Origin of the sequence: Bacillus sp. PS108, assembly GCF_037963335.1 — a bacterium.
Classification (GTDB): Bacteria; Bacillota; Bacilli; order Bacillales; family Bacillaceae; genus Bacillus; species Bacillus subtilis.
The window spans coordinates 1,163,365-1,179,835 of sequence record NZ_CP150155.1 but is presented as its reverse complement, the minus strand read 5'-3'; the positions used below and the strand labels follow the sequence as shown (position 1 = coordinate 1,179,835).

General features: G+C 42.3%; 14 protein-coding genes and 1 other annotated feature. Of the genes, 1 reads left to right on the top strand and 13 read right to left on the bottom strand.

Annotation, left to right across the window (positions count from 1 at the left end):
* The 4 genes from oppD to oppA form a co-directional block, all read right to left on the bottom strand.
* Positions 1 to 1,077 carry an oligopeptide ABC transporter ATP-binding protein OppD gene (gene oppD / locus NSQ16_RS06060; protein WP_072173823.1) on the bottom strand — a complete coding sequence of 359 codons (1,077 nt, stop codon included), beginning with the start codon at positions 1,075 to 1,077 and terminating at the stop codon, positions 1 to 3.
* A gap of 4 nt (positions 1,078 to 1,081) precedes the next feature.
* Positions 1,082 to 1,999, bottom strand: a complete 918-nt coding sequence (gene oppC / locus NSQ16_RS06055) for an oligopeptide ABC transporter permease OppC (RefSeq protein ID WP_021479549.1) — start codon at positions 1,997 to 1,999, stop codon at positions 1,082 to 1,084.
* A gap of 3 nt (positions 2,000 to 2,002) precedes the next feature.
* Entirely contained in the window at positions 2,003 to 2,938 is a 936-nt protein-coding gene (gene oppB, locus NSQ16_RS06050; protein WP_014479444.1) for an oligopeptide ABC transporter permease OppB, read from the bottom strand.
* A gap of 106 nt (positions 2,939 to 3,044) precedes the next feature.
* Positions 3,045 to 4,682 (bottom strand): oligopeptide ABC transporter substrate-binding protein OppA, encoded by a 1,638-nt coding sequence (gene oppA, locus NSQ16_RS06045; RefSeq protein WP_021479550.1) that lies wholly within the window; start codon positions 4,680 to 4,682, stop codon positions 3,045 to 3,047.
* Between the two features lie 470 nt (positions 4,683 to 5,152).
* Positions 5,153 to 5,367: a binding site (T-box leader), on the top strand.
* 58 nt (positions 5,368 to 5,425) lie between these two features.
* Between oppA and trpS the strand changes: the two genes are divergently transcribed.
* Positions 5,426 to 6,418, top strand: a complete 993-nt coding sequence (trpS, locus tag NSQ16_RS06040) for a tryptophan--tRNA ligase (RefSeq protein ID WP_230488456.1) — start codon at positions 5,426 to 5,428, stop codon at positions 6,416 to 6,418.
* A 34-nt stretch (positions 6,419 to 6,452) separates the two neighbouring features.
* Here the strand turns inward: trpS and NSQ16_RS06035 are convergent, their stop codons facing one another.
* From NSQ16_RS06035 to fabH, 9 genes are all read right to left on the bottom strand, one after another.
* Positions 6,453 to 7,205 carry a YjbA family protein gene (locus tag NSQ16_RS06035; RefSeq protein ID WP_339232613.1) on the bottom strand — a complete coding sequence of 251 codons (753 nt, stop codon included), beginning with the start codon at positions 7,203 to 7,205 and terminating at the stop codon, positions 6,453 to 6,455.
* Between the two features lie 205 nt (positions 7,206 to 7,410).
* Positions 7,411 to 8,325, bottom strand: a complete 915-nt coding sequence (opp4C, locus tag NSQ16_RS06030; protein ID WP_339232612.1) for an oligopeptide ABC transporter permease — start codon at positions 8,323 to 8,325, stop codon at positions 7,411 to 7,413.
* A gap of 15 nt (positions 8,326 to 8,340) precedes the next feature.
* Complete coding sequence (locus NSQ16_RS06025; RefSeq protein WP_015252362.1) at positions 8,341 to 9,291, bottom strand: ABC transporter permease; 951 nt, start codon at positions 9,289 to 9,291, stop codon at positions 8,341 to 8,343.
* A 74-nt stretch (positions 9,292 to 9,365) separates the two neighbouring features.
* The gene (locus NSQ16_RS06020) at positions 9,366 to 10,994 is read right to left on the bottom strand and encodes a peptide-binding protein (RefSeq protein WP_326144936.1); all 1,629 of its coding nucleotides are present in this window, start codon (positions 10,992 to 10,994) and stop codon (positions 9,366 to 9,368) included.
* Between the two features lie 87 nt (positions 10,995 to 11,081).
* Complete coding sequence (appF, locus tag NSQ16_RS06015; RefSeq protein ID WP_041056494.1) at positions 11,082 to 12,071, bottom strand: oligopeptide ABC transporter ATP-binding protein AppF; 990 nt, start codon at positions 12,069 to 12,071, stop codon at positions 11,082 to 11,084.
* Entirely contained in the window at positions 12,068 to 13,054 is a 987-nt protein-coding gene (appD, locus tag NSQ16_RS06010) for an oligopeptide ABC transporter ATP-binding protein AppD (protein WP_046160279.1), read from the bottom strand. Before appD ends, appF begins: the two co-directional genes overlap by 4 nt.
* A gap of 191 nt (positions 13,055 to 13,245) precedes the next feature.
* A complete protein-coding gene (locus NSQ16_RS06005; protein WP_032725393.1) occupies positions 13,246 to 14,031 on the bottom strand; it encodes a DUF2268 domain-containing protein in 786 nt (261 codons plus the stop codon).
* A 75-nt stretch (positions 14,032 to 14,106) separates the two neighbouring features.
* Entirely contained in the window at positions 14,107 to 15,348 is a 1,242-nt protein-coding gene (fabF, locus tag NSQ16_RS06000) for a beta-ketoacyl-ACP synthase II (protein ID WP_003244890.1), read from the bottom strand.
* Between the two features lie 22 nt (positions 15,349 to 15,370).
* Complete coding sequence (gene fabH / locus NSQ16_RS05995) at positions 15,371 to 16,309, bottom strand: beta-ketoacyl-ACP synthase III (RefSeq protein WP_003232971.1); 939 nt, start codon at positions 16,307 to 16,309, stop codon at positions 15,371 to 15,373.
* Positions 16,310 to 16,471: the final 162 nt, after the last annotated feature.

Sequence of the window (16,471 nt, the reverse complement as noted above, 5' to 3'; positions counted from 1 at the left end):
TCATTCACCTTCTCTCACTAAGACAGGTTTTTCAAACGTGTTTGCCAGTTTACGCATTTTCGCTTTTACCGCTTCTGGCGGCTCTACCTTTGGCGCGTCGGGATGAAGCAGCCACGATTTGACATAATGAGTATCAGATACCTTAAACATTGGCGGCTCCTGTTCAAAATCGATTTTCATCGCATAAGGGCTCCGCAGGGCAAAAGCATCTCCTTTTGGCGGGTTTGTCAAATCAGGCGGTGTGCCCGGAATGGCAGTCAGCTCTTCCTCTCCTGAACTTTCCAGTGTCGGCATGGATGCAAGAAGCCCCCAAGTGTACGGATGTCTCGGATCGTAGAAGATTTCGTCTACCGTACCGGTTTCTACAATCTGTCCCGCGTACATGACAGCGACCCGGTCAGCAACGTTAGCCACAACACCAAGATCGTGTGTGATAAAGATGATGGACGTGTCAATTTTCTTTTGCAAATCCTTCATTAATTCCAAAATTTGCGCTTGAATCGTTACATCAAGAGCAGTTGTCGGCTCATCGGCGATCAGAAGTTTCGGATTCGCTGCAAGCGCCATGGCAATGACAACCCTCTGTCTCATCCCGCCTGAAAATTCATGCGGAAATTGGTTCACCCGCTTTTCCGGCATTGGGATACCGACTAATTCCAGCAGTTCAACCGCGCGTTTTTTAGCCGCTTCCTTCGAGATCTTTTCGTGTTTAAAAAGCACTTCCGTAATTTGTTTACCGACCTTCATCGTTGGATTTAAAGAGGTCATCGGATCTTGGAATATCATGCCGATCTCTTTTCCCCGGACATTTTGCATTTCTTTTTCGGACAGCGGCACCAGATCCTTCCCTTCAAACAGGATCTCACCGCGTTTGAAATAACCCGGAGGCATTGGAATCAGCTTCATAATCGCTTGAGAGGTTACACTTTTTCCGGAACCTGATTCTCCAACAATGGCCAGCGTCTCCCCTTTATCCAGATGGAAATTCACTCCGCGGATCGCCTGGACCTCTCCGCCATATGTTTTAAATGAAATTGCTAAATCTTTTACTTCTAATAGGCGTGTCACCCGTATCACTCCCTTATTTACGTAACTTAGGATCCAATGCGTCTCTTAATCCGTCGCCAACAACGTTGAAACCAAACATTGTAATGCAGATAAATCCGGCAGGGAAGAATAAACGCCACGGATAATAGGTCAATGCAGGCAATCCGTCAGAAGCCATCGTTCCCCAGCTTGCCAGCGGAGCCGGAACACCAAGTCCCAAATAGCTTAAAAAGGCTTCTGTGAAAATCGCAGTAGGAACTGTCAGTGTCATCGTGACCAAAATAGAACCCATTGCGTTTGGCACGATATGTTTAAACAGAAGACGGGATGTTTTTGCACCCAGTGTCTGTGAAGCAAGCACATACTCCTGATTCTTCAGCTGCAGCACTTGTCCGCGCACGATTCTGGCCATATTAATCCAGCCTGTAATCGTCATGGCAATAATAATCGTAAATAGACCTTTCGGAAGAACAACCATCAGTAAGATAACCATTAATAATGAAGGAACTGCCCAAAGGATATCAGCGATTCGCATCATGATTTCGTCCGTTCTGCCTCCGCGGAAGCCTGAAATGCTCCCCCAAATGACGCCGATCAGCAAATCGAGAACAGCGGCTGCGACACCGATAAAGATTGAGATTCGCGCTCCTACCCATGTACGGACGAAAATGTCCCGTCCAAGATCATCTGTGCCGAACCAGTGATCTTTTGAAGGCGGCTTATCCGCATTTAAAAGATTAGTAGTTGAATAATCATACCTTGAGAACACCGGCGCAAAAATTGCCATAAGGATAATGAGCATGATAATGATAAGCCCGACCATTGCAAGCTTATTGCTGCGGAAGCGAAGCATCGCATCTTTCCAGAGGGAAAGGCTCTTTTTACTTATTTTTTCTGCATCGCCGGCATTCGCTGCGGCTGGTTCAAACATGTTTTTTGGAATGTTCTGCATGGCCTAGGCTCCTTTCTTTGCTTTGGAAAGCTTGATTCTTGGATCAATAATGCCGTAAAGCACGTCTACGATTAATACACACAATAGCAGGATGACACTGAAGAACACCGTTACACCCATAATGACTGTATAATCACGGTTTGTAATACTGTTGACGAAGTGGGAACCAAGACCCGGGATCCCAAAAATCGTTTCAATGATAAAACTTCCCGTTAAGACCTGGGCGGCCATCGGGCCCATGTATGTAACAACCGGCAAAAGCGCGTTTCGAATGGCGTGCCGCACAGTAACTGCTGGACGAGACAGCCCTTTCGCTTTCGCAGTGCGGATATAATCACTGTTTAACACTTCGATCATGCTTGAACGGGAAAGTCTGGCAATGAACGCCATCGGCATGGAAGCAAGTGCGATTGAAGGCAAAAAGGTGTATGCCCAGGACTCCCACCCCGCGACCGGAAACAGCCCAAGCTTCATGGAGAACACATATTGCAGAACAGCCGCCATGATAAAGCTTGGAACCGAAATACCAAATATCGTTAAAATCGCGACGGTATAATCCTGCCACTTATTATGGTAAAGAGCTGCAATGACTCCAAACAATACACCTAATGCTAAAGCGAGGAGAATAGCTTCTGCTCCAAGAGTGAATGAAACGGGGAAACCTGAATTGATCAGGTCGTTAACACTCTGACCTTTATATTTAAATGATGGTCCGAAATCCCACATTGCAACTGATTTCAAATAACTGACGTATTGTACAAACAGCGGCTTGTCCAAGCCATAGTGCGTATTTAAGTTTGCTTCAATTTCAGGCGGAAGCTTTTTCTCACCTGAAAATGGCCCGCCCGGTGCTGCTTGCATTAAGAAGAATGTCACAGTTACAATCACAAATAGTGTGATAATCATATAGACTAAGCGTCTTCCGATATATTTTAGCAAGGGGGAACACCTCCATGGTTTTTACTTTTTTATATTCCTCAGTAAGAAAGGTATATGGGAAATAGGTCCCCATATACCTTGAGGTTATTGTTTTCACAAATAAGACTTATTGAAAGTACGCGTTTCTGAAGTAAATTTCTCCAGTTCCAGTAATAATAGTTCCTTTCAGATTTTCGTCTTGTACCCAAGGAATCGTATAAAAATAAATTGGAGCTACCGGCATTTCATCAATGAAAATACCTTCCGCTTTTTTCAGCAGCTCTGCACGTTTGTTTTGATCTGTTTCAGTTTGTGACTGATTCAGCAATTTTTTGAATTCTGGGTTTTCCCAGCCTGTATCGTTATTTCCTCCGTCTTTGTCACGGAACAATTCTAGGAAGTTGATAGGATCATTGAAGTCCCCAAGCCAGCCCATACGGCCGATTTGATAATCTTGGCTGTGGAGCTTATCAATATAGACATTCCATTCTGAGTTATCAAGCTCAACATCAACGCCTAAATTTTTCTTCCACATTTCTTGTACAGCTTGAGCGATTTTCGCATGTGCATCATCAGTGTTATAAGACAATTTGATTTTCGGAAGGTCAGATGCCTTGCTTAAGCCCATTTCTTTTAGGCCTTTTTCAAGGTATTCTTTTGCCGTTTTAACATCGTTGTCTTTGTAGTAGCCTTCTTTGTTATCCTCAAATCCCTTCATTGTCGGCGGCACCGCAGCCATAGCCGGGATTTGTTCACCTTGCGTAATGTTTTTAACAATCGATTGACGGTCAATCGCATAAGATAATGCTTTACGGATATTGACGTTGTCTAACGGCTTAGCTTCAGTGTTGAATTTGTACCAATACACACCTGCCATCGGCTCAACATGTAAAGAACCGTCTTTTTTCAAGGAAGGGAGAGATTCTGTCGGAAGCTGCCCGAGCGGCAAACCGGCCCAATCAAGTTCGCCAGCTTGGAATTTTTTTAGTTCCGTATTGTTATTGTTGATCATAACCATATCGATTTTCTTCAGTTTGACTTTGTCTTTATCCCAATACTGGTCATTTTTTTCGAGAGTAATAGAACCGCTGTGTTTCCATGCCGTCATTTTGAACGGCCCGTTTGATACATAATCATCTCCGGCATTTGTATTCCACTTTTTATTTTTCTCTGCAATTTTCTTATTGATCGGCATATACGTATAGAACGCAGTTAATTCAGTGAAATATGGCGTCGGGTTATTTAATTCAACCTTCAGCGTTTTGTCATTCACAGCTTTTACTGCCACATCATCTAGGCTGCCTTTGCCGGTATTCGCCGCTTCAGCACCTTTTATGTAGTAGAGCTGGTAAGCGTATTGTGATTCGTTATTAGGATCAAGCGCCCATTTCCAAGCATATTCAAAATCTTGTGCTGTTACAGGGTCTCCATTAGACCATTTCACACCATCACGAATAGTGAATGTATATGTTTTACCGTCCTTGCTCGTTTCAATTTTAGAAGCCATGCCTTCTTCAGGCTCACCATCTGCATTGATACGTGTCAATCCTTCAAAAGTCTGACGGATGACACCGCCTGATACTGAATCATTTGCCAATCCCGGATGTAAGGAGAACGGCTCAGTTTTAATATTAATGTTAAGTGTCGTCTTTCCTTTACTGTCCTTTTTCCCTTCACCGTTTGATCCGCTGCCGCCAAAGCCGCACGCGCTCAGCACGAGAGTGAAAATGAGCATCAACGTGACAATCGACCAACGTTTTTTCATATTCGCAAACCCCCTAATAATAATTTTCAGCTCCTTACGGCTAAATCCTCAGAAATATCAGACAAATGAACCTGAGTTTCCACAACTTTTATTCTGTTCCGTCTTTTCTGATTATTTTTGTAAAAAAGCTGTAACAATAGAGTGAACAAGTTCATTATAATGAAACAAATAATTTATTGCAATATTATTTTATCAATTTAAAATATTTAAACTTCGTTAGTTTTTCTTCCATGAACATAATATCCTTCTACCATTTAAAGCATAAATTGATTAAAAACTTTTTCATGTGTTTTCTGCCCATATTGCTTTTTACATATAATATCTGCCTGTTTTTACGCTGATAGCAGTTATCATTTAAGGATTTTACAGCACTCGTGTTATTTATATTATTACAATTTTACTGGAAAAAAGAATGTTTTTTCATGATGACAATTGGTTATAATTGATTTATAATGAAGCAATCAAAAGAAAAGCTTGCTATGAAAAAGAGTAGTACACATTTCACCTGTTTGAAGAGAGTCTGCGGTGCTGGGAGCAGATAACGGGCAATGTGGAATGGACTTTGGAGCAGCTGACCGAACTGGAAAAAAGTAGGCTCAGCCGGAGCAGTCTCCGTTACAAACGTCAGAGTGATTCCATTTTAATGGAATAATCAGGGTGGTACCACGGTTCATTCGTCCCTTTTTTACAGGGGAAGAATGAGCCTTTTTTATTATGTTTTAAGAAATGAGGTTGATGTTTTCATGAAACAAACGATTTTTTCAGGCATTCAGCCAAGCGGCTCAGTGACGCTCGGCAACTATATCGGTGCAATGAAGCAGTTTGTCGAACTGCAGCATGATTATAACAGCTATTTTTGCATCGTCGATCAGCATGCGATAACTGTTCCTCAAGACCGGCTTGAGCTTAGAAAGAATATCCGCAATCTCGCGGCGCTTTACTTAGCTGTCGGACTTGATCCAGAAAAAGCAACATTGTTTATTCAGTCAGAGGTCCCCGCGCATGCGCAGGCCGGATGGATGATGCAGTGTGTCGCCTATATCGGCGAGCTTGAGCGGATGACTCAATTTAAGGACAAATCCAAAGGCAATGAAGCTGTCGTCTCCGGCCTGTTAACATATCCGCCGCTGATGGCCGCTGATATTCTGCTGTACGGAACGGATCTTGTACCTGTCGGCGAGGATCAAAAGCAGCACCTTGAGCTGACGCGGAATCTTGCAGAACGCTTCAACAAAAAATACAACGACATCTTTACGATTCCGGAAGTGAAAATTCCAAAAGTCGGTGCACGTATCATGTCTCTGAATGATCCGCTGAAGAAAATGAGCAAATCTGATCCGAATCAGAAAGCTTATATTACATTGCTGGATGAGCCGAAGCAGCTTGAAAAGAAAATCAAAAGCGCTGTAACGGATTCTGAAGGCATTGTGAAATTTGATAAGAAAAACAAACCGGGCGTTTCAAACCTTCTTACAATTTATTCAATCCTCGGCAATACGACAATTGAAGAGCTTGAAGCAAAGTACGAAGGAAAAGGCTACGGCGAGTTTAAAGGTGATTTGGCAGAAGTCGTGGTGAACGCATTAAAACCGATCCAGGACCGCTATTACGAGCTGGTAGAATCTGAAGAATTAGACCGGATTCTTGATGAAGGCGCGGAACGAGCGAACCGGACAGCAAACAAAATGCTGAAAAAAATGGAGAATGCCATGGGTCTTGGAAGAAAAAGACGCTAATCAAAAAACCGCTCTTTGCAAAGAGCGGTTTTTTTTAGTTGACCTTTGATTCGTTTTCCATTTCCCATAGCTTTTCGAAAAAAGGCTGTCCTTTTATTAGGTTTTCGCAAAAAGCTAGGTGCTTGTCCGACCAGCCTTCAATTGTTTCGTTATACAGCATGTCCCAAATCTCTTCAAAGCTCATCCTTTTGATTTGTTCATACATATGCGGATTCCACTCTGTGTACCAGTAGCCGATTTCCGCCCGGTTTTTCAGCCCTTTCAATTGGTCAAGCGCCATAAACATCAGCTGCTTGATTTGCCGTTCTTTTCTTGTCAGTCCTCTGACATGTTCTGGTGCTAATGATAAGATGTGATATTCCTTAGAGGATTCCAGCTTCTTTGGCTCAAATTCATATGCTTCAGGCTCTACATCTTTTACCATTTCATAAACGAGCTGCTCCTGTCTTGGGATCAGACGGCTTTTTCTGACAGGGATCGTGTAGCCGATCGTGTCGACAGCTAAAATGCCGATTCCGTCTGTTACGACAAAACAATACTCAAGCTTTGTCCGCTCATGATTTTTCCGAATGTACGATTTCTGATGTACGTCTTCAAGCAAACCTTCCGGAAGCACTGACAAATCGTTTTCTATGTAATGAAACAGTACTGACGGCACCCTTAACAGCGGCACCTGATCCAAAAGCTCAACCGTATCTTCCTTGCGCCATTCGTGAAAGTGGCATACATTGTAGCCATTTTCTTCCCCTTCAAACCAATTGACCCACACATCATGAAGAAATAACATCTCTAACCCCTCACTTTTATAAAAACTGTTGTCCACAGTATAGGCAAGGGATAGAGAAATTATTCCAAAGAGATTGAGGAAATCTGGAATCACTGGATTTATGTAAGAATCACAAAAAGCAGATCTCTTTGTATATTTTCTGACAAAAGGAGACCTGCTTTTTTTCTGATTTGGTGATATTTTATCACAGATATGATATTCATTTTTATTTAATATTTTTCGGATCAAGCGCATCCCGCAGACCATCGCCGACAAAGTTGAAGCATAAAACGGTCATTAAAATAAATAGCCCGGGAAATAACGGGTACCACCATGCTTGAATCATTAATGTAAAGTTTTGAGCATCCTGAAGCATGTTTCCCCAGCTAGCAATTGGCGGCTGGATACCGAAACCCAAATAGCTTAGCGTTGATTCAGCTAGAATGACACTGCCTACTTTTAGAGTAGCGGAAACAATAATTGGCCCAATACAATTCGGCAATATATGCGAAAAAATAATTTTGTGATTTTTTGTGCCTATTGTTTTAGCAGCCAATACAAATTCCCTTGACCGTAGGGATAGAAACTCGCCTCTGACTAGTCTCGCTGTTGTAGTCCAGCCCGTCAGAGAAAAAATTAAAATTAACTTATCCATTCCCGGTTGAAAAATTGTAACTAAGGTAATAAGCAGAAAAATATCCGGAATAGATAAAACTACGTCGACAGCCCTCATCAATACAGCATCTACTATTCCTCTAAAGTATCCTGCTAAGGCTCCAACAACCGTACCAATTGTAATCGCACCAATTACGGAAGCAAAACCAACTAATAAAGACACACGGGCACCATATAACACCCTTGTAAATATATCGCGCCCAAACTTATCCGTCCCCATTAGATTTTGAGCGTTTGGCGGCTTCAGTTTGTTTAAAAGAGATTGACTCTCAGGCGAGTAAGGCGCAATAAAAGGAGCAAAGACCGCCATTAAGATGATAACTGTTAAAATTATACCCCCAACAACAGCAAGCCTATTTTTGAAAAATTTCTCAAAAAAGATCCTAGTCATTGTTTCTGGTTTTTTTCTAATATTTTCTTTTAGCTTTACCTCATTAGAGGGAGCCGCAGTGTTTGGATGTGTCATGTGTGCCACCCCCTTTTAATATTCAATTCTCGGATCAACTAATGCATACAAAATATCTGCAATCAAGTTCCCCAGTACAACCAAAACAGCAGAAATCACAGTCATGGCCATAATAACCGGATAATCTCGAGAGAATGCCGAATCAATAAATAACTTCCCTAATCCCGGCCAAGTAAAAATCTGTTCAACTACTACAGCACCGCCAATAAATGATGGAATCATCAATCCGAAAATTGTAATAACAGGAAGCAGGCCATTTCTCAAACCATGTTTAAAAATCACTTTATTTTCTTTGAATCCTTTGGCTCGAGCTGTTCTTATATAATCTTGCTTTAATACATCAAGCATACTTGATCTTGTATAACGAGTAATACCTGCCATATCCGCAGTTGCTAAAACAAACGCAGGTAAAATTAAATGATGGAGCCTATCAAAAATGTTAAAGTCAGCGTTTAAAGTGCCGACACCTCCCGTAGGAAACCAACCGAGATTTACGGAAAGAACCATAATAAGAATTAATCCGAACCAGAAATTTGGTATTGCCAGCCCCAAAAATGACGTGACGGTTATACCATAGTCAAGCTTAGAATAAGGGCGTTTTGCAGAAAGAACACCGAAAGGAATTGAAATCAGAAGAGCAACAAGAGTTGAAAAAACCATAAGCACCAGAGTATTTGGCAAACGTGAAAGGATTAGATCGGAAACTGGTGTCCCCTTTTTCACAATAGATGTCCCAAAGTCGCCTTGGAGCATGTTCCCAAGCCATTTTAAGTACTGAACAGGTTCTGGATCATTGAGCCCGTACTTTTCAATAAATTTGGCTCTGTCAGCTTGGCTGATTGTCGGATCCATCATAAGTGACATCGGATCACCTGGCGCCGCTTTCATTATCGCAAATGATAAAATTGTAATGCCCAAAAGAATTGGCAGAGACATTAATGTTCGACGAACAATATATGTAACCATATTCTTGTCCCCTTTTCTAAAATAGGATAAAGAGGAAAGGATGCATAATCCTCACCTCTCTAGGGATTTAACTATTATTGTTCAAGCCACCATTTTTCAATATGATATAAGTCATTTTTCGGATGGAATACATATCCATGCATGTTTGTCGGGATTGCCCTATGATAATTGTAATAAAACAGGAATGAATAAGGCTGGTCCTCAGCAATCAATTTATAGATTTCTTCGTATTTTTTCTGATATTCTTTTCTGTCTGTAATTGATTTAGCTTCTTCTAAAAGTTTATCGACTTTAGGATTCTTATACCATATGTTGTTTAATCCGTTCTTAGATTGACTGGAGTGGAAAATTGAAAATTGATCTGGGAATGTAGCCAAACTCCAACCGAGCAGTAGTGCATCATAATCCCAATTCGGTGCGCTTGTTTGTTCAATAAGAGCACTAAATTCTACAATTTGCGGTTTTGCTTCAATTCCTACTTCTTTAAGTTGCTGCTGAACAACAACTGCTAAATCCTCCCGAATCTTATTACCCTGGTTCGTTTTAATGGTAAATGAGAATTTCTTTCCGTCCTTATCAAGGTAACCGTCTCCATCTGTATCTTTCCATCCTGCTTCTTCCAAGAGCTTTTTAGCCTTTTTAGGATTGTAATCAAATGTAGGTACATCACCTTTTGGATAGTTCCAAGAAAGCGGACTTTCAGGAACGTTTGCAACTTTTCCATCACCGTTTAACACCTGATCTACCATTGCTTTTCGATCAAGCGCATACGTAAGAGCTTGACGGACTTTTTTGTCTTTAAATAATTCATTTTTTTCATTCCATCCAATATAACTGTAGTTCAAACCAAGATCTGATTTAACTTGAACATTATCAAATGTTTTAACTGTCTCAAAGTCTGTGCCTGGTACAACAAAGAAGTCAATATCCCCAGCTTTTAATTGAGCAACAGCTGCATTAGAATCAGGAATCGTCTTAACTGTCACTGTATCTAAATACGGTCTTCCGCCATAATAGTCATCATTTGCTTCAAGTTTTACATAATCGCCCTTCTTCCATTCAACAAACTTGAATGGACCCGAACCAATTGGATTTTTCCTGTTAAATTCATTTTCTCCTAAATCTGCAACTGGCACTTTCCCTAAAATGTGTTTAGGCAGAATACCGTAACTGTCTAAAACAACATTGTAAAAATACGCATCCTTTTTCTTTAATTTAAATTCAACTTCATAATCACCTTTTTTTGTAACAGATTTTAGTGATTCAAAACCAGAACCGCGTTCACCATTATAGTCCTTGTTTAAAGGGATGCTATAAGTGAAAACAACGTCATCGGCTGTAAGTTCTTTTCCATCATGGAATTTTACACCTTTTCTAATTTTGACATCATAAGTCAGGCCATCTTTGGATTCCGTTACTTTCTCAGCTAAAGCAGGTTTCACATTTAGTTTTTCATCCGTTTCTAATAATGTACTATAGATCATCCCTTCAATATCTGAACTGGAAACGTCTGTAGAATAGAGTGGATTAAACAACGTAGGCTCCCCAGTTGAACCAACAACCAAATCCCCGCCTTGCTGCGGTTTGCCTGCTGATTTTTTCTCGCTGCTGTTGCTTGATTTTGATCCCGAGCAGGCTGATAAAAAGATGGCCAGGACCATCAATACACTTAGCATCATCAGTGCGGTTTTCCGTCTTTTCATTAGATATTTCCCCCTTTTAAATGTTCGTTCTTCTCAGCTGTTGTTTATGTAGTGTGCATACCCCCTCTCAAAGCTGTGCGGGCAACATTAGCTATAAAGGTGACAAGCCACAAAGTGGCTGGGAGCAGCTTCTTTAAATTCTGGTATTTGTTCCTTGCATATCGATTTTGCAACAGGACATCTTGTGTGGAAAACGCAGCCTTTTGGCGGGTTGGCCGGACTAGGCAGTTCTCCCTTCAGGACAATGCGTTCACGTTTGACAGAACCTCTTTTTCTTGTAACCGGAACGGAGGATAAAAGCGCTTGGGTATATGGGTGGAGCGGGTTGTCATAAAGCTCATGCTTGCCGGTCAGCTCCATCATTTTGCCAAGATACATTACTCCGACTCTGTCGCTGATATGGCGGACGACACTCAGATCATGAGAGATAAATAGATACGTAAGATTAAATTCTTCCTGTAATTCCTCCATCAAGTTAATCACTTGGGCCTGAATGGATACATCAAGTGCGGAAACCGGCTCATCTGCAATGATCAGCTCTGGATTCAAAGTGAGTGCTCTGGCAATGCCGATCCGCTGACGCTGGCCGCCTGAAAACTCATGGGGATAACGGCTGGCAAACGACGGGTGAAGCCCTACTCTTGCAAGCAGTTCTTCAACTTTTTCGTTTCGTTCACGCATGGTATACATGTTGTGCGTATTAAACGGCTCCTTTATGATGGAACGCAGGGTCTTTCTCGGGTTTAACGAAGCAAATGGATCTTGGAAAACCATTTGAATATTTTTGCGGACACTCTTCCGCAGCTTCTCCTCTGACAGATTGGAAATATCCTGCCCTTTAAAAAGAATTTGGCCCTCTGTCGGTTTGTACAGTCTGATCATCGTTCTGCCGGCAGTCGATTTTCCGCAGCCCGACTCTCCAACGATTCCGAGTGTTTCTCCTTTTTTTAACGAAAATGAAACACCATCCACCGCTTTTACATCACCGACTTTTCTTTGAAAAAGGCCTGACCGGATCGGAAAGTATTTTTTTACGTCACGAAGCTCTAAGATTGTTTCTTGATTAGCTGCTGTCATGATTGTTCGGCACCCTCTTCCTCATATAAAAAGCATCTCACCGTTCTTCCGCTTTTGTGTGTCAAAAGCGAAGGCTGATTTGTCCAGCACTTATCCATAGCTTTCGGGCACCTTGGGGCAAAACGGCATCCCGGCGGCAGATTATCCGGTGTAGGCACACTGCCTTTAATCGCATTTAATTTATCAATCTCTCCATCTATAACAGGAATTGACGTAAGCAGGCCTTCTGTATACGGATGAAGCGGTTTTAAAAATAAGTCATCAACGGTAGCGTTTTCTACGACTTGTCCGCAGTACATGACAATTACTCTATCGGCAGCCTCAGACACGACACCTAAGTCGTGTGTGATGAGAAGAATCGATGTATTGAACTTCTGACAGAGATCTTTCATGAGCTCCAGCACCTGGGCTTGTATTGTCACGTCCAGCGCTGTCGTTGGTTCATCAGCAATGAGCAGTTTAGGATTACAGCTCAGTGCGATGGCAATCATCACCCTCTGTCTCATACCGCCGGACAGCCGATGCGGGTACTCTTTCATAATTTGCTCCGCCCGGGAGAAACCGACCATCTGCAAGAGTTCAACAGCCCGTTGACGGGCTTCTTTTTTCTTCATGTTTTTATGGTAAATCAGCACTTCGGTAATTTGTTCTCCGATTGTTAACACCGGATTAAGGGAGGTCATTGGTTCCTGAAAGATCATGGATACTTCGTTACCGCGGATTTTGCAATAATCGTTTTCAGTGAATGAGGTGAGGTCTTTGTCTTCGAGTTTAATAGAGCCGTCCATGATTTTTCCGCCTGAGCTTTGGACGAGGCCCATAATTGATAAAGAAGTAATGCTTTTTCCGGAGCCCGATTCACCTACAAGCGCGACGGTTTCGCCTTTGCTGATGTGAAAATCGACTCCGTCAACCGCAGGGATCGGCTCCTTTTTCCTGAAAAAATAAGTCTTTAAATTATTCACTTCTAAAAGTGTGCTCATGCTAGCTCCCCTTTCCCCCCTCTTGTTGTCAAACGTTTTCAAGAGAAAGCAATCCCTTTATTCAGAAATAATAAATAATATTGAATTATCGAAAAATTTTATAGTTGTATATTATTACAATCATTTTGCAAAATCAAGAATTTTTTAGGATAAATGTAATATTATTAATGAAATTCCATTATTTTATCCTTTTAAAGCATTGCATCCAAAAAGGTCTCAGCAGGAATGGACAGCCCGTCTGCGGTGCTTGCCTTGCTGGCGGTTAAATATTTTTTTACAATATTGAATCCAACTGCGTATCCAAGCATTTTTGGCTGATATCCTTTGCCGAATAACAGTTGGGGAAATAATCGATTATCCCGTTTGATATCCCGATGGGGCGCAATCTTTTTTTCATATAAAGCCTGAAGCTGCTCCGGTGTATACCAAGTCGTCCACTCAGCCGTTTGACTTCGGCCGAACCTCTCATAAACAGCATATTCCGCCAGCCCTTCCATGATGATTGTATCAAGTAATGTGACATCCTTTTCCTCTTTTGTCAGATGACCTAACCGGCAAACGTGATGATACTCATGCGTCATAAGGGCAGATACCGACCCAAAATCTAAATCTGACGAAAGAAAAAGGAACATTTTGTCTTGAAAGGCGAGTCCTGATTTTGATCCGAACTCTAAACGGATTCTCCTGTTTCGTTCATCAACCGGCAGCGTAACAATTGGTACATCAGGACCTTGCCATTTGTTTTTGAGGTACTGTTCTTCCTTTTGGATATGTCCGTAAAAACCTTTTTCCTTCAGCTTGGAAACAGTCTGAATACCCTCTTTTATGTTTTTAAACATCCCATGATGCTGAAGGTGTCCCAGAATGCCTTTCCAGTTCTTTTTCTCCGCACCTGAAAAAAGCGGGATAATGTAATGCGCCAAATCATCTATTGAATCAGCCTTCCTGAGCCAGCTATATGTTTGTTCTACACTCATGTGATCGCCTCCTCTTTTAATCCTATGCACACAAAAAAAACCGGCTACCCTTTAAGGGCAGCCGGTTTGGCTTGATTATGATTGATATTTCTTAAAGATTAATGTTGCGTTGTGTCCGCCAAATCCTAATGAGTTGCTGAGAACATAATTAAGTTCCTGTCTGCGGGCTTCATCAGGCACATAATCCAAATCACATTCTTCGTCAGGTGTTTGAATATTGATTGTCGGCGGAATCACGCCTTCTTTAATGGCCAGGATAGAGAAAATCGCTTCAATACCGCCGGCTGCTCCTAAGAGGTGGCCTGTCATCGATTTTGTAGAGCTTACCGCAAGTTTATGCGCATGCTCGCCAAAAACGGTCTTAATCGCCATTGTTTCGTATTTGTCGTTGTAATACGTGCTTGTCCCGTGAGCATTGATGTAATCAATTTCTTCAGGTGCAATGCCTGCATCTTTAATGGCTTCTTGCATCGCTCTCGCTCCGCCTTCACCGTCTTGGGCCGGCGCTGTGATATGATAAGCGTCTCCGGTTGAGCCATAGCCGACAATTTCTCCGTAAATTTTAGCGCCGCGGGCCAAGGCATGCTCAAGTTCTTCAAGAACGATAATCCCTGCACCTTCCCCCATGACAAAGCCATCACGATTTTTATCAAACGGGCGGCTCGCTGTTTTCGGATCTGGATTAGTAGACAGCGCTTTGTTGGCACTAAAGCCGGCGAATGACATTCTTGTCAGCGGCGCTTCTGTTCCGCCTGTGACCATCACGTCTGCATCACCGCGCTGAATAACCTTAAACGCGTCACCGATGGAGTTCGTTCCTGTAGCACATGCTGTAACCGTACAAGAGTTCACCCCTTTTGCTCCTAATGCAATAGAAATCTGGCCTGTCGCCATGTCAGGAATCATCATTGGCACGAAAAACGGGCTTACCCGTCTTGGGCCTTTTGTTAAGAAGATTTCAAATTGAGACTCTAGTGTTTCAAGTCCTCCGATACCGGAGCCTACCCAAACACCGACTCTCGGCGCGATCTCATCGGTAATGTTAAGATCTGCATCTTCAACCGCCATTTTCGCAGCCACAACCGCATATTGTGTAAAGCGGTCCATTTTTCTGGCTTCTTTTTTATCCATATAATCTTCAACATTAAAATCTTTTAATTCAGCGGCAACTTTTGCCGGATATTCTTCAGCGTCAACACGAGTGATCGGACCGATTCCGGACACACCGTTGATTGCGTTATTCCAACTTGTATCGACGTCGTTGCCAAGTGGAGATAATGCTCCAAGTCCTGTAACAACTACTCTTTTTTTAGTCATCTTGTGTGCACCTCACCTTTTTTTATCGGCCCCAGCGGATTGCAATGGCGCCCCATGTTAGTCCTCCGCCGAACCCTACCATAACGACCACATCGCCGTCTTTGATTTTACCGGCTTCCAATTCTTCTACAAGAGAGATCGGAATTGATGCGGCAGAAGTATTTCCATATTTATGAACAGTTTTAGACATCTTTTCGACAGGAAGCTCTAAACGCTCGCGAGCAGCTTCCATGATACGGATGTTCGCCTGATGCGGAATCAAAAAGTCGACATCCTCTTTTGAAAGTCCGGCTTTTTCAATGACATTTACGCATGATTCTCCCATTTGGCGGACTGCAAATTTGAAAACTTCTCGTCCATTCATGATTGTATGTCGTTTTTCATTCAGATACAAGTGCTGACCGCCTGTGCCGTCGGCTCCTAGTTCAAATGAAAGGATTCCTCTGTCATCACTGACTGGCCCGACTACCGCAGCGCCTGCTCCGTCTCCAAACAGAACGGCTGTATTGCGGTCTTCCCAATCGGTAATGCTTGAGAGCTTCTCTACACCGACAACTAGAACATGCTTGTAGGTTCCGGATTCAATAAATTGTTTACCGGTTACAACCCCGTACATGAAGCCCGCACAAGCCGCGCTGATATCCATAGCACACGCTTTCTTCGCGCCGAGCTGTTCTTGAATCATACAAGAGACCGTAGGAAATGACTGATCAGGTGTAACAGTTGCAACCAAGATCATATCCAGATCCTCAGCAGCCACTTCAGCTTGTTCCAGCGCATTTTTCGCTGCTGCAACAGCCATATGTGATGAAAACACATCATCTGCTGCGATTCTTCTTTCTTCTATTCCTGTTCTTGTACGAATCCACTCGTCAGAAGTTTCAACCATTTTTTCAAGATCATGATTTGTTAAAACCTTCTCAGGAATGTAACGTCCAACACCAAGTATTCCAGCTTTCATAAGGGAAGACTCCTTTATATCTTAAATTTAGAAGATCAATCAGGTTGTGATCAATTATTAGTATCAGGTACTAATTCTATCCTATTTTTTTTCACATGGCAATATATTCGTCTAAACTATCAGTTCATCTTACTCATAGAGTATGGTATATGGAAAGGAGGC